The following is a 23,016-nucleotide window of genomic DNA, read 5'->3' as shown; positions in this document are numbered from 1 at the left end:
ACATCTTTAGCGCATCGCGGGGCCGGTCGCACACCGGACAGCGGTACACACGAAACCGGTCGCGCCGGGCATGCTGAGCCCATGACGCTGGTTTTCCCGAGCCGGAGGCGGGCACCTTGACCTCGTCCGGCCGGCTGTCCCACGGTCGGCGACCGCCCGGCGCCGCCCCGGGACACCCGATTCTGAGCAGGGGGATCTCGTGTTACGGCAACCGACCCCGGTGATCGACGCGATCGTCGCCGAGCACCCCGGCTACCGGCCCATCACCCTCGACCTGTTCCGCCCGCCCGGCGACGGCCCGCTGCCGCTGGTGATCTGGGTGCACGGCGGGGCATGGCGCTACGGCACCAACAAGCACGACGGGCCCCAGCTCGCCCCGGCCCGCATCGGCGACCGGATCCTCGCCGCCGGGTACGCGCTGGCCCGCGTCACCTACCGGCTCAGCGCCGAAGCCACCTTCCCGGCGCCGCTGCACGACGTCAAAGCCGCCGTCCGCTGGCTCGGCCGCAACGCCACCGACCTGGGGCTCGACCGGCGCCGCTTCGCGATCTGGGGCGAATCGGCGGGCGGCCATCTGGCCGCGCTGGTCGCGCTCACCGGCGACGATCCCACGGTCGGCGACCACGATCCCGCCGTCTCGGACGCGGTCCGGGCCGGCGTCCTCTGGTACGCGCCCGGCAACCTGCTCACCATGGCCGCCCAGAACCACCCGCAGGGCCTCCAGGACCACGACGCCCCGGACTCCCCGGAGAGCCGGCTCGTCGGCGGCCCGGTCCAGGAGATGCCGAAGGAGTCGGCCGCCGCCAGCCCGGTCAGCTACGTCTCCCCGGACGCGCCGCCGCTGCTGCTCGTGCACGGCGACCAGGACCGGGTGGTGCCCGTCGGCCAGAGCCGGGAACTGCACGAACGCCTCACCGCGGTGGGCGCCCCCGCCGAACTGCGCATCGTGCCCGGCGCCGACCACTGTTTCGTCGGCGCCGACCTGGCCCCGCTCGTCCACGAGGGCCTGGCCTTCCTCGACCGCCACCTGCGCTAGCCGGTTCTCGGCGCCGTCTCCGGGCGCTCAGCCGGCTGGGGGAGTCAGGGGACGGCCAGGGCGGGGGCGGCGGCGAGCCACTCCAGACCGAGACGGGTGTCGCCGGCGATGCTGACGGAGAGCTGCTCCGGCCGGCGACGGTCGCCGACCAGACGGCAGAACTCGACGATGTCGGCGGTGACCTCGGCGTCCGGCACGAGCGACGCCGGCGGCGTGGAGCCGGGCGCCGGCGGGGCCACCGGAACGGTCCACGTGCCGCCGCCGGGACCGGTGAGGTGCAGCCGGACGTGGCGGCCCTCCGGCGCGGTGACCCGGGTGGCGGTGGCCAGCGGCAGGGTCCGGACGGCCAGGTCGGCCATCGGGTTGAGGTGTTCGGGCAGCGGCGTGACGGTGGGCCGGGCCAGCACGCCGCCGATGTCCTCACTGTGGATCCACGTCTCGAAAGCCCGCGCCACCAGGGCGTCCGGCACCGGCATGGCCCAGCCGACGGCGATCGTCCCGGTCGGCGCGGGGCCGGCGAGCAGGGCGCCGCACAGGGCTTCGGCCTGGGCACGCCAGGCGTGCCGCGCCTGCTCGGCGGTGCGGGACCGGGCGAAGGCCAACACCTCTCTGGTACGCGACTCCGGATCCGATCCCGGCGCCAGCGGCGGGTCGACGGCGACCCCGAGGGCGGCCGCGATCAGGCTGTCGGTGGCGGTGAGGTGCGCGAGCAGGTCGTGGACGCTCCACTCGCCGTACGCCGCGATCCGCCCCCAGTGGTCCTCGTCGAGCCCGGTGAGCAGCAGGTCGAGCGCCGCCACCTGGGCCGCGTACGGTTGCGCGTACCCCGGAGCGGCGGGCGCCGGACGCCGCCGGACGGGCGCCGCGGACCGCAACCGGGCGGCGAGCCCGGCCGGGGGCCGCCGGTGGGTCCCGCCGAGGTCGGCGACGGTGTCACGCAGGGCGCGGGCCTCGGCGGCACAGACGTCGCAGCGGTCGAGATGCTCACGGACCAGGCCGTCCTCGTCGGGCGGGCAGGCGTCGAGGGCCCAGGCCGCGACGAGCGGGGCTACGATCTCGTGGCTGTCGGTGCCGGTCATGGCGTCACCTCCGCCGCGCTCGCAAGACTGAGCCCGATGATTCACTCGCAAGCTCGCTCATTGTTCCTCCGGGTCGTGAGCGTGATTTCCACTCAACGCCACGGTCAATCGCCGTAACCCTTCGCGGAGCCGGGATTTCGCGGTGCCCTCGGGCAGGCCGAGCTCGGCCGCGACCTCACGGTAGGTGCGTCCCTGGAGATAGGCCAGGGAGATGACGGTGTGCAGGTGTTCGGGCAGGGTGCCCAGCGCGAGCCGGAGCCGCCGGGTGGCGTCGGCGTCCTCGACCTGGTCGCCGACCGGGTCGCCGCGGCTGAGGGCCTCCGCGCTGAGTTTGCCGTCCTGGGTGGAGCGCCGGTGGGTCTCCTCGCGCCGGACCAGGTCGACGGCCCGCCGGTGGGCGAGCATGGCGAGCCATCCGCGCAGGGTGCCCTTGGCCGGGTCGAAGGCGAGCGGGCGCTGCCAGACGGAGAGGAAGACCTCCTGGGTGACGTCCTCGGCGGCGCGCTCGTCCCGGGTGACCCGGACCGCGACGGTGTAGACGAGCGCGCTGAACCGCTCATACAGCTCGCCGAAGGCGTCCTCGTCGCCGAAGACGAGCCGGTCGCGGAGCCGGGTGTCGTCGGCGAGGACGGTCTCCTGTCGCGCCACGACGCTCACCCGGCCCTCACCGGCCACACTCTAGCCCTCGGCGCCCACTTAATCGACGGTCGCCGATTCGGCGGATCGTGGTTCGGGGACCGGGACGGGCCGGTCGGTGAGCTGTTCGCGCAGGTAGTTCCAGAGGACCGCGAGCAGGGCGGCGACCGGTACGGCCAGCAGCGCCCCGACGATCCCGTAGAGGCTGCTGCCCAGGGTGACCGCGAGCAGCACCACGCCGGCGTGCAGGCCGAGCCCGCGGCTCTGGACCATGGGCTGGAAGACGTTGCCCTCCAGTTGCTGCACCGCGACGATGATGGCCAGCACGATGAGCGCGTCGGTCCCGCCGTTGGTGACGAAGGTGATGACCACCGCGACGAAGCCGGCGAAGAGCGCGCCGACGATCGGCACGAACGCGGTCACGAAGGTGAGCACGGCCAGGGGCAGCCACAGGTCCACCCCGAGAACGAACAGTCCGATGCCGATCAGCACCGCGTCGATCATGCCGACCAGCGCCTGCGAGCGGACGAACGAGCCGAGCGCGTCCCAACTGCGGCCGGCGACTGCGGGTACGTCGGTGGCGAGCCGGCCCGGCAGCTGGCGGCTGAGCCAGGGCAGGAAGCGCGGCCCGTCCTTGAGGAAGAAGAACATCAGGAACAGCGCGAGAATCGTGTTGACCAGCCCGTTGAAGACCGAGCCGACGCCGTTCAGGGTGGCCGTGGCGATGCTGCCGACGCTCGCCTGGAGCTTGTCGACCGCGGTGTTGAGGTATTCGTTGGCCTGGTCGTCGCTGATGTTCAGCGGCGGCCCGGCGGCCCAGTCGCGCAGCTCGGCGATGCCGGCGACGACCTGGTCGGCCAGTTCGCCGGACTTGGCGCCGACCGGCACCGCGATGCCGACCAGCGTGCCGATCGCGACGACCAGGAAGAGCAGCGTGACCAGGGTGGCGGCGAGCGCGGGCGGCCACTTGTGGCGGCGCAGGAACCGGACCGGGGGCCAGGTCAGCGTGGTGAGCAGCAGGGCGATGACCACCGGCCAGAGAACCGGCCAGGCCTTGCCGAGCAGCCAGAGCGTCACCCAGGTGGCGAGCAGGACCAGCAGCATCTGGAGTGAGATGCTCGCCGACGAGCGCAGCGCGCCGCGCGCTTTCCTGGAGTTCAGACCGGGTCCCATGTGATCACCCTAAGGAACCCGTGCACGGGACCGCGCGCCGAGGCGTGCGGTCCCGTGGTCACGCTCAGAGGTTCAGCGCGAACTTGACGAAGTCGCCGGCCTTGAACTGGCCGGTGGCCGGGGCGATCGGCGTGGTCGGCCGGAAGCCCGGGTTCCGCTTGAGGAAGCCCTCCTTGTCGGCCTCCAGGATCCCGAGGATGACCTCGGTGACGACCCGGCCGCCGACCGGGCCGAGCCGCTCGCCCGCGTGGGTGAGCTCGGCCTCCTTGAGGATGTAGAACCAAAGCGGGGCCTTGCCCTGCCAGCCGGCGTTGTCCGGGTCGGGCAGGCCGAGCTGGGCGTTGGTGAGCGGGGTGACGCCCATCCGAGCGGCGACGTCCTGGCCGGCCGGCAGGCCCAGCCGGACACCACGGATCAGGTTGCGCTCGGCCAGCGACGGGGTGCCGTCGTTCACCACGGTGGCGGGCATGTTGAACAGCGGCAGGGAGAGCTTGCCGTCGATACGGCGGGCGGCGTTGCGGGGCGTGGCGGGCCGGCCGGGCACGTCGAAGAAGTGCCACCAGTCGATCTCGAGCCGGGCCGGCAGCGGCCGGTTGCCGCGCAGGTCGGCGCCCTCCTGGCCGAAGATGGCGGCCGCGCCGGGCGGGGTGGTGCGCGCGTTGAGCAGGTACCCGGCCCGGATCATGCTGTGCCCGAAGCGGTACGCCGCGACCGAGTACTCGATCGGCATCATCGGCCGGTTGGGGTTCTTCGGCTTGTAGAACTCCCGCTTGACCTTGCCCTTGTTGTCGAGGAACCGGCCGACCACCTCGGACCCGGCGATCTTGTCGAGGAAGTCGTGGATGATCACCCACTGGAAGTGCCAGCGGGTGATCCGCTGCGCCTCGGCCAGGTTGCTCGCCAGCCCCTCGGAGAGCACCCGGTTGTGGAACTTGGCGAACGCCAGGTGCAGCTGCGCGACGATCAGGTTCTCGTCGTTGCGGGCGTCGCCGATGATGGCGCTGCCGTCGTCCCGGCGCGGCAGGTCGTCGACGCCGTTGGCGTTACGGACGATCTTCATCCGGGTGCGGTCGGCCTCGTACAGATCGGGGTCCTGGTCCGGGCCCCGGCCGTAGAGCGAGCCGAGGTCGAACACCGGGGTGTCGAAGTTGGTGAGCGCCAGCGGGTCGGCCTGCGCCTCCGCCAGCGGGGTCCGGTCCAGCGTCATGTCGTGGTCGATGAACTGACCGAGGAACGTGAACCCGGCCGGGATGCGCGGGTTGTCCAGATCGGTCGGGTTCGGTGTGGTGGGCTCGCCCATCTGCGCGGCGAGGCTCCGCAGCAGGTCCTCCGGCGGAGCGTACGCCTCGGTGTTCTTGAACATGATGCCGAAGCGGCCCTCTTTGTCGCGGCCGGCCTTCACCGCGATCTCGCTGCCCCGGGTGCCGGCGCCTCCGTGCTTCCAGTCGGCCCGCGCGGCAGGCGCGCCCGGGGCGGCCGCGTGTGCCGGCGCGGCCGCCGCGGCGATGCCGGTCGTGCTCACGGTCGCCGCGACCGCCGCGGTTCCGGCGAGCAGAGTCCGCCGGTCGATGTTGCTGTCTGCCATGTGTGCTCCTTCTGCCGGGGAGGGTGCGGCGAAGGTAGCCAGGCACAGGGGTCGATTGCGACGTGAAAGGACACCGCACGACTAATACCGACTGGACGGCTTAATCCGACTCGGGAACCTTTGTTCCAGACGAGGGAGACGGCCGCAACCCGCGCCGCCGCGCGACGTTGGGCATCAACGCCGTAGCCACGAGCACCAGGAGGGCGGTTCCGGTGGCACACCACATGATCGCGGTGAAGGTGTGGGGCACCACGGTGGTGGCCGCGACAAGCACCGCGCAGCCCGCCCACATGGGCGCGGACGGCCATCGGGATCCGGCCGCCACCTGCGCGTTGACCAGCACGAACACCAGGGCGTAGAGGGCGCCGGTGGCGGCGAAGACCGGCGCGTACCGGCCCAGCCCGGTGTAGTCCGGGCCGCCGGCCGCCCCGAACGCCAGCCCACCGGCCAGCGCGGACGCGGTGACCAGGACCGCGCCGGACGCGGTGACCAGCCCGACCGCGACGAGCAGGGCGCGCCTGCTGCCGTGCGCGAGCCGGGGGAGCGCGAGCACGGTGACCACCTGGGGCGCCCAGATCGCGCCCTTGGTGAGAACCGTGCCGACCGCGTACGCGCCCGAGGCGGCGGCCGGCAGCACCGCGCGGGCCAGCAGCAGGTCGGCGTAGGAGACCACGAGCATCGCGAGGGTGGCCGAACAGGCGGTGAAGACCTGCTTCGCGGTGATGCCGAGCCCGGTGGCGGCACCGGCGGAGGAGCGGGTCAGCAGGATCAGCGCGACCGGGATCAGCAGGGCGGTGGCGGTGCCGATCAGCATCGACCCGGTCAGCCCGGCGCCCAGCAGCAGCCCGGCGCTCAGGCCGCCGTACCGGCCGACGGCCTGCACGGCCATGCCCACGGCGAGCAGCAGGAACCGCTCGTCGCCCTGGAGCTCACCGAGCCAGCGGCCGGCCGCCACGATCGCGCCGGTGTAGACGGCCAGCAGCAGGATCACCGTGGCCGGCACGTCGAGAAGCGGTCCGGCCACCGGGGCCAGCAGGGCGACCAGCGCGGTGCACACGGCCGCGGTGAGCCATCCGGCCCGCTGGGCTCCGGCGCCGGGTTGCCGGACCCGGTGCACGGCCACCGCGATCTGCAGTCCCATGCTGGGCACGGCCGCGATGCCGGCGATGGCCAGCACGGTCGCGAGCGCGCCCAGGTCAGAGGCTTCGAGGGTACGGGCGCCGAGCACCGGGACGAGGTAGCCCAGAGCGCTGGCGACCGCGCTGGCGATCGCGACCGCGGCCGCTCCGGCGCCGATCCGCCGGGCTGTGCCGCCGGCCGGAGCCGCTACAGCCGTCCCTCCTCGACCGCCTGCTTGATCCACGGAATCACCTCGTCCAGCATCGTGTCGAGGCTGGTGTCGGCGCTGAAGCCGAGCACCTCGCGGGACTTCGCGACGTCCGGCACGCGCATCGCGACATCGTGCGCGTAGGGCTCGTCACTGACGTACCGGAAAGGGGTGTCCGGGCCGTTGATCTTGCGCCAGATCACCTCGGCCAGCTGGAGCACGGTGGTCGACTCGGCGGTCGAGAGGTTGAAGTCCTCGTTGAGGGCGGCCTCGTGCTCGATCGCGGTGGCGATGCCGCGGGCCAGGTCCCCGCCGTAGGTGTAGTGCCGCACCTGGTCGCCGGCGCCCAGGATGTGCAGCGGGTCCTGACCCTTCAGCACCTTCTGCACCAGGTCCGGGACGACGTGCGACATGGCCAGCTTGACGTTGCCGGACATCACCTCGGTGGAGCCGAGCGCCCGCCCCTCGCCGATGCCGACGCAGTTGAACGGCCGGACGATCGTGTACGGCAGGCGGTACTGGTCCCAGGCGGCGCGGGCGTAGTACTCCACGGCCAGCTTCTGGAAACCGTAGGACGACTTGGGCGGCGGCACCTCGTGCTGGTCACCCTCGCGGCTCGGCCAGCGGTCGGTGGACTCGAAGACCATCGACGACGACACGTACGTCATCTTCTTCAGCGTCCCGGCCTGGTGCGCCTTGATCGCCGCGTCGCAGGAGGCCGCCATGATCCGCTCGTTGGTGGCGAGCAGGTCGTACGCGTACGCGTGGAAGTACGAGATCCCGCCGATCATGGCCGCCCCGGCGACGAAGTGGTCGCAGCCCTCCAGCAGGCTCGCGACCAGCTCGGTGTCCCGGGCGTCACCCTCGGTGAACGAGTAGTTCGGGTGATCGTCGTAGCTGTGCGACACCGGCCCGTACTTCGAGAAGTTGTCCAGCCCGACGACCTCGTGCCCGCGGCCCAGCAACTCCTCGACCAGATATCCGCCGATGAAGCCGGCTGAGCCGGTGACCAGCACCTTCATGCGGGCGTGTCCTCCCTGTCACGAGCCGCCGCCAAGCTGGCGGCGGGCCTCTTCTCCGCCCAGCGGGCGGCCATCTGCTCGTCCGACACACGCCGGCCGAACGCGAAAAAATACCAGCGCAGGTAGCTCGGCATGAACCGGCCCACGTCGAAGTGCGACTCGCCGAGCTGCCGGTCGAGCCAGATCGTCGGGATCTCGGCCACCGGGCGGCGCAGGCGGGTCGCCTTGGCGGTCAGCTCGATGCCGATCTCGAAACCGGTGTTCGACTCGATGCCGACCTCGCGGACGAAGTCGGTGTCGTACGCCTTGAAGCTGTTCGTGGCGTCCCGGGTGCCGACCCGGGCGAACATGCTCAGCGTCTTGCCGGCCCACCGCGACGCCATCCGCTTGAACCGCGGACCGCCCACCTGCTGGCCGCCGGGCATGTAGCGGGACGCCGCCGCGACCACCACGCCGCGGTCGACCAGCCGGGCCAGGTCGTCGATCTGCCGGGGGTCGTCGCAGCCGTCGGCCATCGTCACGACCGCCACCGGCGCGCGTGCCGCGTCGATGCCGAACCGGATGGCGTTGGCCGGGCCCCGGCCGTACGTGTTCAGCACGGCCCGCACCCGCGGATCGGTCCGGGCCAGCTCCTCGACGTACGGCACCGTGGTGTCCTCGGGCATGTCGTGCACGACCAGGATCTCGGCCGGCAGCAGCACCTCCCGCAGGATCCGCTCCAGGTGGCGGACCACCTCCGGCCCCTCGTTGTAGACCGGGATGACGACGGAGACCCGTGGCGTCACACCAGCACCCCCTGTCCGGTTAGGCCCCACATGTCGATGACCGGTTTCTCGGTGTCCAGCTGCCGGTAGTCCGGGTGCGGCGAGGCGATCACCAGCAGGTCGGCGCGCTTGAGGACGTCGTCGAGCGGCAGGAAACGGTCGTCACGCACGTACGGATCGGTGCAGAGGGTCTCCCGCGCCTTCAGCGTGAGGATCTTCCGCAGCTTGTAGGCCAGGCTGTCGCGCGAGTCGTCGCTGCCGCCCTTGAACGCCATGCCGAGGATGCCGACGCTCAGCTCGCTGAGGTCGAACCGGTCCTCCAGCCGCGACACCAGGTAGAGCGGCAGACCCTCGTTGATCAGCATCGCCGAGTGGCCGAGCACGAAGTTGTTCCGGTTGAACGCGGCCAGCTGCATGGTGTCCTTGAGCAGGCACGGCCCGGCGGCGAAGCCCGGCATCGGCAGGTCGGCCGCGCGCGGGTAGTCGAACGACACGGCGTGCCGGATCCGGGCGAAGTCGAGGCCGAAGTCGTTCGCCATCATCCAGAACTGGTTGGCGGCCGCGAACTTGAGGTACCGCCAGGTGTTGGTGAACAGCTTCGCCAGCTCGGCCTCCTCGGGTTCGAGCAGGACGATCGAGTCGGTCAGGTGCCGGAAGAGCTTCTCGGCACGGTCGAGAGCCTGAGGGGTACGCGCGGCGACGATCTGCGGCAGCGTGAAGAGCTCGGTCATGGCCCGGCCCTCGGCGATCCGCTCCGGGCAGAACGCCACGTCGACGGTGAGGCCGCGGCTGTTCAGCAGCTTCTCGGTCAGGGCCGTCACGCCCGGGTAGACGGTGCTGCGCAGGACGATCAGCTGGCCGTCGTGCAGGTGCTCGACGCAGCGCTCGATGGCCCGCGGAACCGCGCCCAGGTCCGGGTTGAGGTGCTCGTCGACGGGGGTGCCGACCACGACGACCAGGGCTTCGGCGCGCCCCACGCTCTCCGGCGCGGTGCTGGCGCGCAGCCGGCCGGCCGCGAGCGCCTCGGCGAGGGGCTCGGCGGCGCCCTCCTCGTCGAACGGCATGACGCCCGAGTTGACCCGGTCCACGGCGGCCGCGTCGATGTCGTACAGCAGCACGGACAGCCCTCGTGAGGCGAGTGCGATGCCCAGCGGCAGGCCCACCCGGCCACAGCCGCCGACCACGCAGACGTCCACGCTCGGGGCGTTCGGGGAATCGGTCATTTCGCCTCACAATCGCCAGGCGCCGTTGTTTCGGCGCTGTGTCGGCTCGTGCAGGTTACTGGTGAGTCACTCTCAGGTCTAGCCTCCGGTCGGTCCGGCCCGGACGGATGCGTTCCCTCATCGGAGGCGCCGATTCGAAGGTGAGGAAGCCGCCCGTTTTGATCGGTGACGGCCATGATCACGACATCGATGATCAATGATGACGTTGATCCATTGGCGTCACTTCGTGCGCGCCCCTTCTTCGTGGCCCGCTTCTCGTGCACAGTCTTGGCAACCATTGATGATCATCACGGGGGACATCTGTGTACTTACCTGGATTACGTGCGCTGAGCAGGGGTTTCGTCCTCACTCTTCTGGCAGTCACCGCGGTGACGGCCACGCGAGCCGAGACAGCGCTCGCCGCCCCGCCGGCGGGCGGCATGTCCGGCTCCGCGGTGGAGGCCATGTTCGCCGGCTACTCGGCCGGCGACGAGAAGTGGGCCGCCGGTGACGGGACGGCCTCGGTGCTCCTCCCGGACGGCCGGATCGTCTGGCTGTTCTCCGACACGGTGATCGGGCCGGTCGCCGAGGACTGGTCGGTCCCGGCCGAGACACCGCTCGTCAGGAACTCGGTCGTGGTGCAGGACGGTTCGAGCCTCGTGGACACGCTCACCGGCGGCGTCGCCGGCGCCCCGGAGGCCCTGATCGAGGCTCCCGCCGAGGACGAGTTCTACCGGATCGGCGACGCGGTGGTGGAAGGCGACACCGTCAAGGCCGTCTACCAACGGAAGAAGAAGACCGGAGAGGGGCCGCTGGACTTCGAGCACGTCGGCGCCGCCCTGGTCACCTTCTCGCTGCCGGACCTCGGCGTGACCTCGGTCGACCCGCTGACGCAGGGCGCCACCATCGCCTGGGGCGCGTCGATCCTGACCGACGGCGACCACACCTACATCTACGGCACCGAGGGCGACGACACCGACGACATCCAGTTCGCGCACCTCGCCCGGGTGCCGGCCGGGAACATCGGCGGCGCGTGGCAGTACTGGACCGGCTCCGGATGGTCCGCCCAGGAGTCGACGTCGGTGCGGCTGCTCAGCGGCGTCCAGTCGGCCTTCGGCACGATCCACCGCGGCGACCAGTACATCCTGGTCGCCAAGGACAGCCACCTGCCGTTCGACCCGTGGCTCGTGGCCTACACCGCGCCGTCACCGACCGGGCCGTTCACCGGCCCCGTCCCGCTGCACCGGTCACCGGAGCCGACGGCCGGCGAGAAGCTGCTCCACGTCTCCGGCGCGCGCCTGCACCCGGACCTGGCCCGCTCCGGCAAACTGCTGGTGTCGTACGCCGTCGGCGCCCTCCAGCGCGACGACGTGTACGCCGACGTCCGCAACGGGCGCCCGCGCTTCGTCGAGGTGGACTGGCCCCGCCCGGCCCCCGGCGACGTGCCGGGCGCCCCCACCGGCCTGGCCGCGACCGCCGACTCGGAGGGTGCCGTCACCCTCGGCTGGACGGCGCCGTCCGGATCGGATCTGAACTACTGGGTGTACCGGCGTGACCTCACGGCCGGTCAGACCCACTTCGCCCGGGAGGTCTCCGCCGTCACCGGGACCAGCCTGACCCCGGACCGCCTGATCGACCAGCACACCTACGAGTTCAAGGTGACCGCGGCCAACGCCGAGGGCGAGGGCGCCGCCAGCGCGGTGATCACCACGCCGGTGCGGGTGCTGGAGCCGCCGGCCCCCGAGGAGGTCAGCGCCGAGGCCGACAAGGTCGGTACGGCGACCGTCTCCTGGGAACCGGTGGCCGGGGCCGAGGAGTACGACGTCGCGATGCGTGACATCACCGCCGGGGAGACCGCCCTGCTGCCGGTGGAGACGGTCGAGGCCGGGCAGACCGAGGTCGCCGTCGAGGCGCTCGACGACGCCCACCAGTACGAGTTCGCCGTGACGGCGTCCAACACCGCCGGGGAGTCCGACACGTCGGAGACCGCCCGCGTCGACGTCGCCCTCGAAGTCCCCGACGTTCCGAGCGGCGTGACCGCCGGCCCGGTCAGCGACGGCACGATCAAGCTGAACTGGGACCACGCGGCCGAGGACGACTGGTTCTACGTCTACCAGCGTGACGTCACCGCGGAGGAACCCGAGTTCACCCGCCTCGAGCTCCCGGTCACCACCGGCTCCGAGATGACCGCCGGCTATCTGGTGCCGAACCACGAGTACGAGTACAAGATCGGGGCGGTGAACCGGCTCGGCGAGAGCGAGACCAGCCCGGTCGTCACGGCCACCGCCACGCTCGCCCCGCCGTCCGCCCCGAGCGGCCTGACCGTCCGGGCCGGAGACGGCGTGGCGGACCTGACCTGGACCGGCGGAGACAACCCGAACGTCTGGTACGTCGTCGAGATGCGCAACGTCACGGACGAGGAGCCCACCTTCACCCGGCTGGCGGAGCCGGTCGTCACCTGCTGCACGATGCGGGCCGGATTCCTCACCAACGGCGACACCTACGAGTTCCGGGTGGCGGCCATCGACGGTGGTGGCGGCGAGTCCGGATTCTCGAACGCGGCCACGGTCAAGCCCCTGCCACCGCCGCCGGTGCAGGTCACCGGGCTCACCGCGACCTCCCTGGCGAACGGCGACATTCAACTCGCCTGGAACTCGGCCGGCCCGGAACTCTGGTACTACGTCCAGACGAAGGACGTGAGCGCCGGCGAGACCGACTTCAGGCAGCTGGCCCTGCCGGTGACCGAGTGCTGCTCGATGACCGCCGGGTACCTCACCTTCGGGCACACCTACCACTACCGGGTTCTCGCGGTCAGCCCGATCGGGGCCGGCTCCGGGCCGGTGTCGGCGACCGCGGCGGCGACCGCCACGGTGCAGCGGCCCGGGGCGCCGACCGGCCTCCAGGGCGTCTCCTCCGGCCCCGGCAACGTCGACCTGACGTGGACGCCACCCGCGCCCAACCTCTATTACTACGCCTACTGGCGCAACGTCACGACCGGGCAGACCACGTTCAGCCGCAGCGAGTTCCCGGTGAGCACGCCGTACATCTCGCTCGGGTACCTGGCCGGCGGCTCGCAGTACGAGTTCAAGGTGACCGCGGCCAACTCGGCCGGTGAGGGCGCGGCCTCCGGCACCATCCGGGTCAACGTGCTCAGCGCCCTGCCCAACCCGGCCAGCGGCCTGACGGCCACCGCCGGGGACGCGAAGGCGACGCTCCGGTGGACCGCGAGCAGCACCGCCGGCGTGCTCTACAACGTCTGGATGCGGGACGTCACCGCGAACTCGTCGTTCCGCAAGCTCGACCTGCCGGTCAGCGGCACCACGATGACCGCCGGTTACCTGACCAACGACCACCTCTACGAGTTCTACGTGACGGCGACCAACTCGGCCGGCGACAGTCCCGCCTCGAACAAGGTCACCGCACGCCCGATGCCGCCGGTCCCGCAACCGCCGACCGGGCTCACGGCCACCGCCGGGGACGGCCAGGCCGTGCTGAGGTGGACCGCCAGCAGCACGGGCAACGTCTTCTACTGGGTGGAGATGCGCTCCAAGGGCGGTAAGTGGAAGCGCCTCAAGTCCCCGGTGACCACCTGCTGCACGTTCACCGCCGGCTACCTGGGCAACGGCACCCGGTACGAGTTCCGGCTCTACTCCTTCAACGTCGCGGGAGTCTCGGCGAACCCGTCCGGCGTCGCGTCGGTGACCCCGCTGCCGGCGGTCGCGACGGCCCCGTCGAACCTGACGGCGTCGGGCGGGGCGGGCAAGGTGTCGCTGTCCTGGAGCGCCAGCGCCACGCCGAACGTGTGGTACTGGGTGTACCAGCGTGACGCCACCACCAAGGGCTCCTGGCGCAAGCTGCCCATCCCGGTCACCCGGTGTTGCGGCTTCACGGCCGGCAACCTGGTCAACGGCCGCACCTACGAGTTCAAGGTGACCGCGTTCAACGCCCGCAACGAGTCGGGGGCCAGCAACACGGCGTCCGGCCGCGCCACGGTGACGCTCACCAGGGCCCCGGTCCTGAGCGGGGCGGCCACCAGCACCTCGTCGGTCGAACTGTGGTGGTCGGCGACACCCAACGCCACCGGCTACTGGGTCGAGTACGCCGACATCAGCGCCAACCCCAACGCCGGCTGGACCAAGATCTCCACACCGGTCCTCGGCACCACCTTCAAGGGCGGCTATCTCGGGGCCGGGAAGTGGTACCGCTGGCGGGTCACCCCGTCCAACGGCGACCTGGTCGGCCCGGCGTCGGCCCCGCTGGAGATCCGGACCCGGGGACAGGTCCACTACTCGGGGCGCTACCACCTCGGCGACTCGTACTCGGCGGGTGTCGGCGCCGGATACGAGACCGGCGGCGCATGCCTGCGCTCACCGCTGGCCTGGCCGTTGCTCCTCGACTACCCGTCCTCGATGGCCAGGCATCTGGCCTGCACCGGTGCCGTGGTGCCGGAAATGCGGTCGAACCAGTTCCCGAGCATCGGCCAGCCGGGCCCGACGCTCATCACCCTCACGATCGGCGGCAACGACGTGGGCTTCGCCGACGAGCTCACCAGCTGCGTCATGTCGACGTCCTCCTGCACCGGCCGGGAGCTCGCGCTCAACCACACCATCGACGGGGTGGCCGCCACGCTGCGGAGCACCTACCGCGAGATCCGTGCCAAGGCGCCCGGCGCGGACATCGTGGTGGCTGGATATCCTCTGCTCATCACCCCGCCGGGTGTGGGTGACTGCAACGCGATCTTCGATCTCGGGCTCGACGACGCCGAGCGACGGATGATCCGCAGGCTGGGCACCCGGATGAACGGCGTCATCCGCCAGACGGCCACCGAGGCGGGGGCGATTCCGGTGATCACGGAGCTCTCCACCGAGTTCGCCGGGCACGAGGCCTGTTCGAGGAACGGCGAGTACATCAACCAGATCACCGCACGCTGGTCCCACAAGGAGGGCGCCATGCATCCCAACGCCGCCGGGCACCGCGCCTACCAGCGCGCCGTCGCCACGCGGTTGAGCTACGTCCATCAGCGGGGCATGGTCCGCCACTGAGCGAGCGGAGGCCGGGCATGAGCACGCGACGGTTCCGTCGGCGGTGGGTGGCCGTGGGGCTGCTGGCCGTCTACACCGTCGCGTGCTTCCTCCCCGGCATCGCCCCGTTCGCCCGCTACCCCCTCTACGTCGTGAAGTGCGGCGGGCGGCCGATCATCGCCACCACCTTCGCATCGGCCTACAGCTACTGGGTTCCGGGTGATCCGGGATACACGGTGCACTTCTTCGTCGACGACTACTTCTGTACCGAGAAGGAGGCGCGGGCCGCCGGCTACCGGCGGCGTGCCCTCTGACACGTGATCGGCGGCGTCCGCGGGGGCGCCGCCGATTTGCGCACCCGCCCTGTCAAAAGAGGTGACGCTGTGGCAACCTGCTGTCGTGTCCTTGGCCCCACCTCCCGAACGCAGCGTCGCGCCCTCTCCGGCTACCGGCATCAGCCTCTCCGTGGGGGCCGTCGCCGCCGCGCTCATCGTGGCGAGCGTCGCCGCGCGGGCCGCGATCGCCGGCCGGGGGTACCTCGCCTTCGACGACTTCCCGCTGATCTCCATGGCGGAGGAGTCCGGCGCCGTGCCGGACTATCTGTTCACGCTCTTCAACAACCACCTGATGCCGGCCGGCCAGCTCGTCACCTGGCTCACCCACCAGGCCGGCGGTTTCAGTTACGCGCCCTACCTGACGTTGCTGGTCCTCGGCCAGGCGGTGCTCGGCATCGCGTTCTACCGGCTGCTGTGCCTGATGCTGGAGCCCGGCTGGAGTCTGCTGGTCCCCCTGACGGTCTTCCTGTTCAGCCCGCTCACCCTGGAGGCCAGCTCCTGGTGGGCGGTCGGGATCAACATGATCCCGATGCAGCTCGCCATGGTCCTGGCGGTCGGCGCCCAGGTGAAGTACATCCGGACCCGGCAGCCCCGGCACCTGGTCACGCTGGCCCTGTCGGTGCTGCTGGGACTGGCCTTCTTCGAGAAGGCGATCCTGTCGGTGGCCCTGGTCTTCCTGATGACGCTCTGTCTCTACACGCGGGGCGGCCCGATCCGTTCGCTGATCACCACGGTGACCCGGTGGTGGCAGTCCTGGGCGGTGCTCACCTTCGTCGCGGGGACGTTCCTGCTGTTCTACCTGTCCCGGTCGACGTCCTCGCTGCGCAAGCCGGCCTCGGTCGACGAGGTGACCACCTTCCTGACCCAGATGTTCGGCCACACTCTGCTGCCGGGCCTGGTCGGCGGCCCGTGGGCCTGGCTGGGCGCGGGTGACGGCGCCCCGATCACGGCGCCGTCGGTGATCGCCCGCTGGGTGGGCGTGGGCGTGGTGCTCGCCTTCGTGGCCTTCACCGTGTGGCTGCGCGGCGCCGCGGCCGGGCGCGCCTGGCTGCTCGTGCTGCTCTACGCCGCCCTGGTCGCCGGCCTGCTCGGCGCGACCCGGCTCGGCTCGGTGTTCAGTGGCGTCGCCGGTGCGGTGCCGCGATACCTCGCCGACGTCGTCGTGGTCGCCGCGATCGCCACCGGGGCCGCGCTGTGCGGCCTGCGGCGCGACGACACCGAGACCGCCCCCGCCGCGCCCCGATGGACGGCACTCACCCGCAGCGCCCTGGCGCCCCGCCTGCTGGTCGGCGGTCTGGCGGCGCTGGTGCTGAGCACGGCCTTCACCGCCGTGCGCTTCGGCGACCAGTGGGCGATCAAGCAGGGCCGCGACTACCTGGCCACCGCGCGCGCCGACCTGACCGCCGCGCCGGCCGGCACGGTGTTCATGGACCAGCCGGTGCCCGAGGGGGTGGTCGGCCCGCTGTCCGCGCCGTACAACAAGCAGTCCCAGTTCTTCGCGCCGATGAAGGACGGCCCGGTCTTCGTCACCCAGTCCCGCAACCTGTCGGTCTTCGACGAGGCCGGGCACGTGCGGCCGGCCTGGGTGACCGGCGTCGCCGCCGAACCCGGGCCGCAGCCGGGGTGCGGCTACCGGATCGCCGGATCGCCGGTCCAGGTCACGCTGGCCTCCAGCGTCATCGACTATTGGCACGTGGTCCGGATCGCCTACCTCAGTGACCGCGACACGGCGGCGACGCTGCGGCTCGGCGACGGTTCCCTGGTGCCCTTCGACGTGCACGAGGGACTGAACGCGATGTTCCTGCTCGCCGACGGCGGCGGCGACTCGCTGGAGCTCAAGGTCTCCGATCCGGCGGCCGGGGTGTGCACCGACGAGATCGTGGTGGGCAACGTCGTTCCCGCGCCGGCCGGATAGTGCGCCAGGGGCCGGTTCTGCACAGCGTCGCCGCCACGGTGACGGCCGTGGTGCTGGCGCCCCTGGCGCTGCCCGGCTACGTGCAGCGGTACGACATGACTTTCGTGCCGCGGCAGCCGATGACCTGGGAGATGCTGGCCCCGGCCGACGCCCTGCCACGGGCCGTCCCGCTGGACGCCGCGGTGTCGGCCGCGAGCTTCGTGATGCCGGGCTGGCTGCTGCAACGGATCGCGCTGGTGGCGATCGTCTACCTGGCCGCGCTCGGCGCCGCCAGGTTGCTGCCCACCGCCCGGCTGCTGCCCCGCGTGGTGGCGGCTCTGGCCTACGCGTGGACGCCGTACCTGGCCGAACGTCTGCTTCTGGGCCAGTGGGTGCTGCTCCTGGCGTACGCCTGCCTGCCTTGGCTGATCATCGCGGCGGGTGACGTGCGCGCCGGGCGGCGGGGAGGCCTGCCCCGCCTGGTGGTCGCGGCCGCGCCGGCCGCGCTGACGCCGACCGGCGGCCTGATCGCGCTGGCGACCGTCGCCGTGCTGGTGCCGCTGCGGCGGCGGGTGACCGCCGTGGCCCTGGCCGCCGTGGCGGCCCTGAACACGCCCTGGCTGGTGGCCGCGCTGACCGGCCCGGCCGGGGGGACCTCCGACCCGGAGGGGGTGGCCCAGTTCGCGGCCCGGGCGGAGAACGGGGCGGGCGTGTGGATGGCGCTGGCCGGGACCGGTGGCATCTGGAACGCGCAGACCGTCCCGGCGAGCCGGGAGTCGGTGCTGGTCCCGCTGGTGACGGTGCTGCTGCTCGCGGTGGCCCTGCCGGGCCTGCGTGAGCTGCGCCGGCGCCGCCCGGAGGACGCGGTCCGCCTGTTCGTGCTGGCAGCCGCCGGGTTCCTGCTGGCGCTGGCCGGGGTGACGCCGGCGGCCGGGCTGCTGGAGTGGGCGGTCGTGCACGTGCCGGGCGGCGGGCTGCTGCGCGACGGGCAGAAGTTCCTCATCCCGTACGCCCTGGTCCTCGCTCTGGGTTTCGCGCTCGGCGCGGAGCTGCTCGCCGAACGTCTCGTCCGTCGCTGGGATGCGGCCCTCGGCCGGGTGGTGCTCGCCGCCGCCGCGCTGCTGCCCGTCGTGCTGCTGCCGGACCTGGCGTTCGGCGCGCTGGGGCAGTTGCGGCCGGTGCGCTACCCGGCCGACTTCGGTGCGGTGGCGGCTCTGGTGCGGGAGCGGCCCGGGGAGGTGCTGTCGCTGCCGTTCGAGGGCTATCAGCGGTACGCCTGGGGCGGCGGCGTGGTGATCCGGGATCCGGCGCCCCGCTACCTGGACGTGCCGGTGCTGATGAACGACGCGTTGCGGGTCGGGCCGGTGACGGTCGACGGGGAGAGCCCTCGGGCGGCCGTGGTGGGCGAGTTGCTCGCCCGGGGCCGGCCCGCCGCGGAGGCCGGAACCCGGTGGGTGCTGGTGGCCCGGGGCGCTCAGGAGCCGGGCACCGCTGCCCTCTCGGGCCTGCGCCTGGTGTACGACGGTCGATACCTTCAACTGTGGGAGAACCCGGCCGCGCCCGCCGTGCTCCGGGAGGCGGGCACCGGTCGCCGGGCGGCGATCCTGTCCGCCCACCTGCTGGCCGCGGCGGTCGTGATCAGTGGGGTTCTTGCACTACTGCTACTGGGCAGTAGATCGTGGTACCGTCCGCGCACCCACCGAACCGGGGAGGAAAGATCATGGCCAAACTGGCCACGTTCATTGTTGCGACGTTTGCCGGGGGCATCCTCGGGGTCGTCGGAGTGTTCGCGGCGGTCAGCGCCCTGAACCCCTCCGCCGACCATGTCGCCAGCGTGAGCAGCACCAATCCGCAGCAGGGTGCGGCGGCCTACGGCTCCCGCTGAACGAGGTAACACCGACAGCCGACCGGCAGCCCCGCCGGTCGGCTGTCGCCGTCTCCGGGCCCCGCAGGAAATTGATCATTATCGTTCAATGCCGGGCTCGCGGCTAGGTCTGATCGGGTTGATCATCTCGACCATCGCTCAATGGACACATTTAAATCAAGTGATCAAGGATGGGGGCCTACACGGGAGGTCCCTTGCCGATCACCACACTGCTGCGCGTGCCGCTCACCACGGCCGCCGCTCTCTCCGTTCTGGCGACCGGGCTGGTCGCCACCACCACCCCCGCGACCGCGGCACTGCCGGCCGGCGGCATGTCCGCGGCGGCGCTCAACACCGAGTTCAACGCGTACGGCAACACCGGCGGCGAGTGGACCAGCGGTGACAGCACCGTGTCCGTGCCGCTGCCGGACGGCCGCAACGCCTGGTTCTTCTCGGACACCCTGGTCGGTCCGGTCAACCCCGGCGGCAGCCTGCCGGCGAACACCCCCATGATCAATAACTCGGTGGTGCTCCAGGACGGGGTGAAGCTCGTCGACACCCTGCACGGTGGCACGGCCGCGGCGCCGAAGTCGCTGGTGCAGCCGCCCGCCGGCAGCGGCGACCGGTACTGGGTCGGCGACGCGACCGTCGAGGGCGGCACCCTCCGTGCCGTCTACCAGCGGATGAGCCCCACCGGCAGCGGCCCGCTCGACTTCGCGCTGGCCGACAGCGCCGTGGTCACCTTCGCCCTGCCGGCGATGACGGTCACCAGCGTCACCGACCTCGGGTACGGCAGCCGGGTCGCCTGGGGCTCCGCGATCGTCGAGGACGGCACCTACACCTACATCTACGGCGCCGAGGACACCGACCAGCTCCGGTTCGCGCACCTGGCCCGGGTCCGGTCCTCGCGTGGCCTCGCCACCGCGTGGCAGTTCTGGACCGGCAGCACGTGGAGCAGCTCCGAGTCCGCCTCGGCGCGCCTGCTGTCCGGTGTGGGCGCCGGGTTCGGGGTCCAGAAGGTGGGCAGCACCTACGTCCTGGTCACCCAGGAGACGAACCAGACGTTCTCCTCCGACTTCGTCGCCTACACCGCGACGTCGCCCACCGGTCCCTTCACCGGCCCGTCCGTCCTGTTCACCGCTCCGGAGCCGGCAGGCATCCCGGGCGCCATGGTCTACGACTCGCGGCTGCATCCGGAACTGGCGCGCTCGGGCCGGCTGCTGGTCTCCTACAACGTCAACAACCTGGACGGTGGGTCGGTCTACACGGACGTCACCCGGTACCGGCCGCGCTTCGTGGAGGTCAACTGGCCACTGCCGGTACCCGACCCGGCGCTGGTCCCCGCCGCACCGACCGGGCTGACCGCCACCCCGGGCAGCGCCGGCGCCGTTCAGCTCGCCTGGCAGGCCCCGGCCGGGACCGGGCTCACGTATGTGATCTCCGAGCGCGACGTGACGGCCGGACAGACGCATTTCACCCGGGTGGCGACCGGGGTGTCCACGACGTCGCGCACGCTCACCAACTTCTACCGCACCGGGCACCGGTACGAATTCCGCGTCGCGGCCGTCAACGCGACCGGCGCCGGTCCTCAGTCGGCGACCGCCGCCGCCACCGTGACGATTCCCGCCCCCGCCGCTCCGTCGGGGTTGACCGCCGCCGCGACGGACGGCGGATCGATCACGCTGAACTGGACCGGGGTGCCCGACGTCTGGCGCTACGAGGTGTACCGGCGTGACGTGACCGCGGGCGAGACCCGGGCGACCCGGCTGTGGGACCCGAGCCCGGTCGACACCACCCTCACCGTGACCGGGCTGGGCAACGGCCACGACTACGCCTTCCACGTGGTCGCGGTGCACGGTGGCGGCACCTCGGCCGCGTCCGCGACGGTCACCGCGACCGCGTTCTACAGCCGGCCGCTGCCGGTCACCGGCCTCGCCGCCGACGCGCAGGCCGACGGCACCATCAGGTTGACCTGGTCGCACGTCGACGCGACCAGCTGGTTCTGGGTGTACCAGCGGGACGTGACCGCGGGGGAGACCGCCTTCACGAAGCTGGCCTGGCCGGTCACCAGCTGTTGCACGATGGTCGCCGGTGGGCTGGTCCATGACCACGAGTACGAGTACCAGGTCGCCGCCACGAGCAACGGCGGCGAGTCGGAACACGCGGAGACGGTGTCGGCGACCGCGAAGTTCCCCCCGCCGCCCGCGCCGACGCATCTGAGCGCCACCGCCCAGTCCGACGGCACGATCAAGCTGACCTGGTCGTACGCGACCGCCGGGACCTGGTTCTACGTGTACCAGCGGGACCTGACCGCGGGCCAGACCGAGTACACCAGGCTGGCCTGGCCGATCACCACCTGTTGCACGATGGTCGCCGGCGGGCTCGAGGAGGCCCACGAGTACGAGTTCGCGGTCAGCGCTCTGGGCGACACCGGTGAGTCGGCCAAGTCGGCGCCCGACACCGAGACCGCCGACTTCCCGCCCCCGCCCGCGCCGACCGGCCTCCAGGTCGTTCCCGGCAACCGCCAGGTGACGCTCACCTGGCAGGGGAGCGCGGACAACTGGCACTACGTCGAGATCCGGAACGTGTCCGCGGGCGAGACCGGCTTCACCAGGACCAGCATCCCGGTCACCACGTGCTGCACGATGACCGTCGGCGACCTGGTCAACGGCCGCGACTACGAGTTCCGGATGGTCGCTCTCGGCTACGGCGGCGTCAGCCTGCCGAGCAACGTGGTGGCGGCGCGGCCGGTGGCACCAGCGGCGTCCTGACCGGGGCCCGGCCTGGGGCCGTGACCCGTCCGGTCGCGGTCTCAGGCCGGCTGGTCGGCCGGAACCTGGTGGCCGCGCTGGCCGCCGTTGAGCTGCCGGGCCACCACCTGGGAGAACCCCTGGCCGGCCTTCTCCCAGGTGAAGTTGCTCGCGTAGGCGGCGGCGGCCAGGCCCATCCCGGTACGCCGGGAGGCATCCAGCAACAACGCTCGAACCTGGAGGAAGAAGTCGTACTCGTTCTCCACGAGCACGCCGGTCTCCCCGTCGGCCATCGCGTCGGCGACGCCACCCGCGGAGCGGAACGCCACCGAGGGCGTGCCCCGGACGCCGGCCTCGACGATGGTCAGGCCCCAGCCCTCCTTGAGCGAGGGCATCAGCAGCAGCCACGACTGGCAGAGCAGCTCGTGCTTGTGTTCCTCGGTGACGAAACCGGTGAACCGGACCCGGTCCTCGATCCCCAGGTCGGCGGTGAGTTGCAGCAGCGGCTCGTCCCACCAGCCCTGACCGGCCACCACCAGCTCCACCGTGGGGAGTTCCAGGGCGAGCAGGGCGGTGGCGCGCAGCGCGAACTCGACCCGCTTGTGCGGCACCAGACGGCCCAGCACCATGAGGCTCGGATGCGGGGTCCGCGGGTGCGGCGGCCCGGTCACCTCGGGTGTCCCGTTGTGCACCACCGAGATCCGGTGCCGGTCCACGCCCAGGCCGACCAGCTCCTCACGGGTCGACTCGGAGACCGTCACGTACGGACAGCGCCGGTAGACACGCACCGCCAGGACCGATTCGATCCACCAGCCGATCCGGGCCAACCGGGGGCCGAACACCACCGGCCACTGCTCCCGGTGCACATGGTGGACCAGCACGATCACCGGTTTACGAACGTAGAGACGGCTCAGGAACGGCATGCCGTTGCCGACGTCTATCACCAGATCCGGCCGGCCCAGGCGGCGCCTGGACAGAGGGCCGATACCGAAATAGCCGAGTAGGTAGGTGAGAGCAGCCAGGAGGTAGACGGTGTGCCGTCCACCTCGGCGGACGATCCGCACCCCGTCCGGGGTGCTCTCCTCCGCCAGGGCGGTCCCGTGCGCCTGACAGAGCAGGGTCACGCGGTACCCGTGACGCACCAGTTCGGTGGCCACCCGGTCGAGGTACAGCTCTGAGCCCCCGCCTTCGGGGTGCTTGGTGTCCCGCCAGTTGAGGAACAGGACGTGACCGCCGCGGGCATCCGTCATGGTCTACTCTGCCACCCCTACTAGCGAGTACGATTCGCGGTCGCGTCACAGTAGGTCAGCTCAGGCACCTTCGCAACG

15 protein-coding genes are annotated in these 23,016 nt (G+C 71.7%); 6 read left to right on the top strand and 9 right to left on the bottom strand.

All coding sequences use genetic code 11. The annotated features are described in order from the left end of the window. Positions 1 to 199 precede the first annotated feature (199 nt). On the top strand, positions 200 to 1,036 hold the full coding sequence (locus J5X75_RS38745) for an alpha/beta hydrolase (protein WP_208472697.1): 837 nt from the start codon (positions 200 to 202) through the stop codon (positions 1,034 to 1,036). Between the two features lie 44 nt (positions 1,037 to 1,080). On the opposite strand, the gene J5X75_RS38740 is transcribed toward J5X75_RS38745, so the two are convergent. The 8 genes from J5X75_RS38740 to J5X75_RS38705 all read right to left on the bottom strand — a co-directional run bounded on the left by J5X75_RS38740 (position 1,081) and on the right by J5X75_RS38705 (position 9,845). Then, positions 1,081 to 2,115, bottom strand: a complete 1,035-nt coding sequence (locus tag J5X75_RS38740) for a maleylpyruvate isomerase family mycothiol-dependent enzyme (RefSeq protein WP_208472696.1) — start codon at positions 2,113 to 2,115, stop codon at positions 1,081 to 1,083. A 57-nt stretch (positions 2,116 to 2,172) separates the two neighbouring features. Next, complete coding sequence (locus tag J5X75_RS38735; RefSeq protein WP_208472695.1) at positions 2,173 to 2,763, bottom strand: sigma-70 family RNA polymerase sigma factor; 591 nt, start codon at positions 2,761 to 2,763, stop codon at positions 2,173 to 2,175. A gap of 48 nt (positions 2,764 to 2,811) precedes the next feature. Continuing rightward, positions 2,812 to 3,924 carry an AI-2E family transporter gene (locus tag J5X75_RS38730; protein ID WP_208472694.1) on the bottom strand — a complete coding sequence of 371 codons (1,113 nt, stop codon included), beginning with the start codon at positions 3,922 to 3,924 and terminating at the stop codon, positions 2,812 to 2,814. 64 nt (positions 3,925 to 3,988) lie between these two features. Continuing rightward, positions 3,989 to 5,509, bottom strand: coding sequence for a peroxidase family protein (locus tag J5X75_RS38725; RefSeq protein ID WP_208472693.1), 1,521 nt, complete (start codon positions 5,507 to 5,509; stop codon positions 3,989 to 3,991). A 100-nt stretch (positions 5,510 to 5,609) separates the two neighbouring features. Next, positions 5,610 to 6,872 (bottom strand): polysaccharide biosynthesis protein, encoded by a 1,263-nt coding sequence (locus tag J5X75_RS38720; protein WP_208472692.1) that lies wholly within the window; start codon positions 6,870 to 6,872, stop codon positions 5,610 to 5,612. Next, on the bottom strand, positions 6,836 to 7,858 hold the full coding sequence (locus tag J5X75_RS38715; RefSeq protein ID WP_238490722.1) for an NAD-dependent epimerase/dehydratase family protein: 1,023 nt from the start codon (positions 7,856 to 7,858) through the stop codon (positions 6,836 to 6,838). Before J5X75_RS38715 ends, J5X75_RS38720 begins: the two co-directional genes overlap by 37 nt. Next, complete coding sequence (locus tag J5X75_RS38710; RefSeq protein ID WP_208472691.1) at positions 7,855 to 8,643, bottom strand: glycosyltransferase family 2 protein; 789 nt, start codon at positions 8,641 to 8,643, stop codon at positions 7,855 to 7,857. The genes J5X75_RS38715 and J5X75_RS38710 overlap by 4 nt, the downstream gene beginning before the upstream one ends. Then, positions 8,640 to 9,845: a nucleotide sugar dehydrogenase gene (locus J5X75_RS38705; protein ID WP_208472690.1), complete on the bottom strand. Its 1,206-nt coding sequence runs from the start codon at positions 9,843 to 9,845 to the stop codon at positions 8,640 to 8,642. The genes J5X75_RS38710 and J5X75_RS38705 overlap by 4 nt, the downstream gene beginning before the upstream one ends. Positions 9,846 to 10,213: 368 nt before the next feature. Here J5X75_RS38705 and J5X75_RS38700 point away from each other — a divergent pair, with 368 nt between their 5' ends. From J5X75_RS38700 to J5X75_RS38680, 5 genes are all read left to right on the top strand, one after another. Then, positions 10,214 to 14,866: a DUF5005 domain-containing protein gene (locus J5X75_RS38700; RefSeq protein WP_208472689.1), complete on the top strand. Its 4,653-nt coding sequence runs from the start codon at positions 10,214 to 10,216 to the stop codon at positions 14,864 to 14,866. Positions 14,867 to 14,883: 17 nt separating this feature from the next. Next, a complete protein-coding gene (locus J5X75_RS38695; RefSeq protein ID WP_208472688.1) occupies positions 14,884 to 15,159 on the top strand; it encodes a hypothetical protein in 276 nt (91 codons plus the stop codon). 85 nt (positions 15,160 to 15,244) lie between these two features. After that, positions 15,245 to 17,095 carry a hypothetical protein gene (locus tag J5X75_RS38690; RefSeq protein ID WP_208472687.1) on the top strand — a complete coding sequence of 617 codons (1,851 nt, stop codon included), beginning with the start codon at positions 15,245 to 15,247 and terminating at the stop codon, positions 17,093 to 17,095. Further along, positions 17,044 to 18,882, top strand: a complete 1,839-nt coding sequence (locus J5X75_RS38685) for an MmpA family trehalose lipid delivery protein (RefSeq protein ID WP_504739693.1) — start codon at positions 17,044 to 17,046, stop codon at positions 18,880 to 18,882. Before J5X75_RS38690 ends, J5X75_RS38685 begins: the two co-directional genes overlap by 52 nt. A 271-nt stretch (positions 18,883 to 19,153) precedes the next feature. Then, positions 19,154 to 21,709 carry a DUF5005 domain-containing protein gene (locus J5X75_RS38680; RefSeq protein WP_208472685.1) on the top strand — a complete coding sequence of 852 codons (2,556 nt, stop codon included), beginning with the start codon at positions 19,154 to 19,156 and terminating at the stop codon, positions 21,707 to 21,709. 41 nt (positions 21,710 to 21,750) lie between these two features. On the opposite strand, the gene J5X75_RS38675 is transcribed toward J5X75_RS38680, so the two are convergent. Further along, on the bottom strand, positions 21,751 to 22,938 hold the full coding sequence (locus J5X75_RS38675) for a glycosyltransferase family 4 protein (protein ID WP_208472684.1): 1,188 nt from the start codon (positions 22,936 to 22,938) through the stop codon (positions 21,751 to 21,753). Positions 22,939 to 23,016 lie beyond the last annotated feature (78 nt).

This window comes from Actinoplanes flavus, from assembly GCF_017592555.1.
In the GTDB taxonomy this organism is placed as follows: Bacteria; Actinomycetota; Actinomycetes; order Mycobacteriales; family Micromonosporaceae; genus Actinoplanes; species Actinoplanes flavus.
Note: the sequence above shows the minus strand (reverse complement) of the source record. Positions and strands in the feature narration are given on the sequence as shown.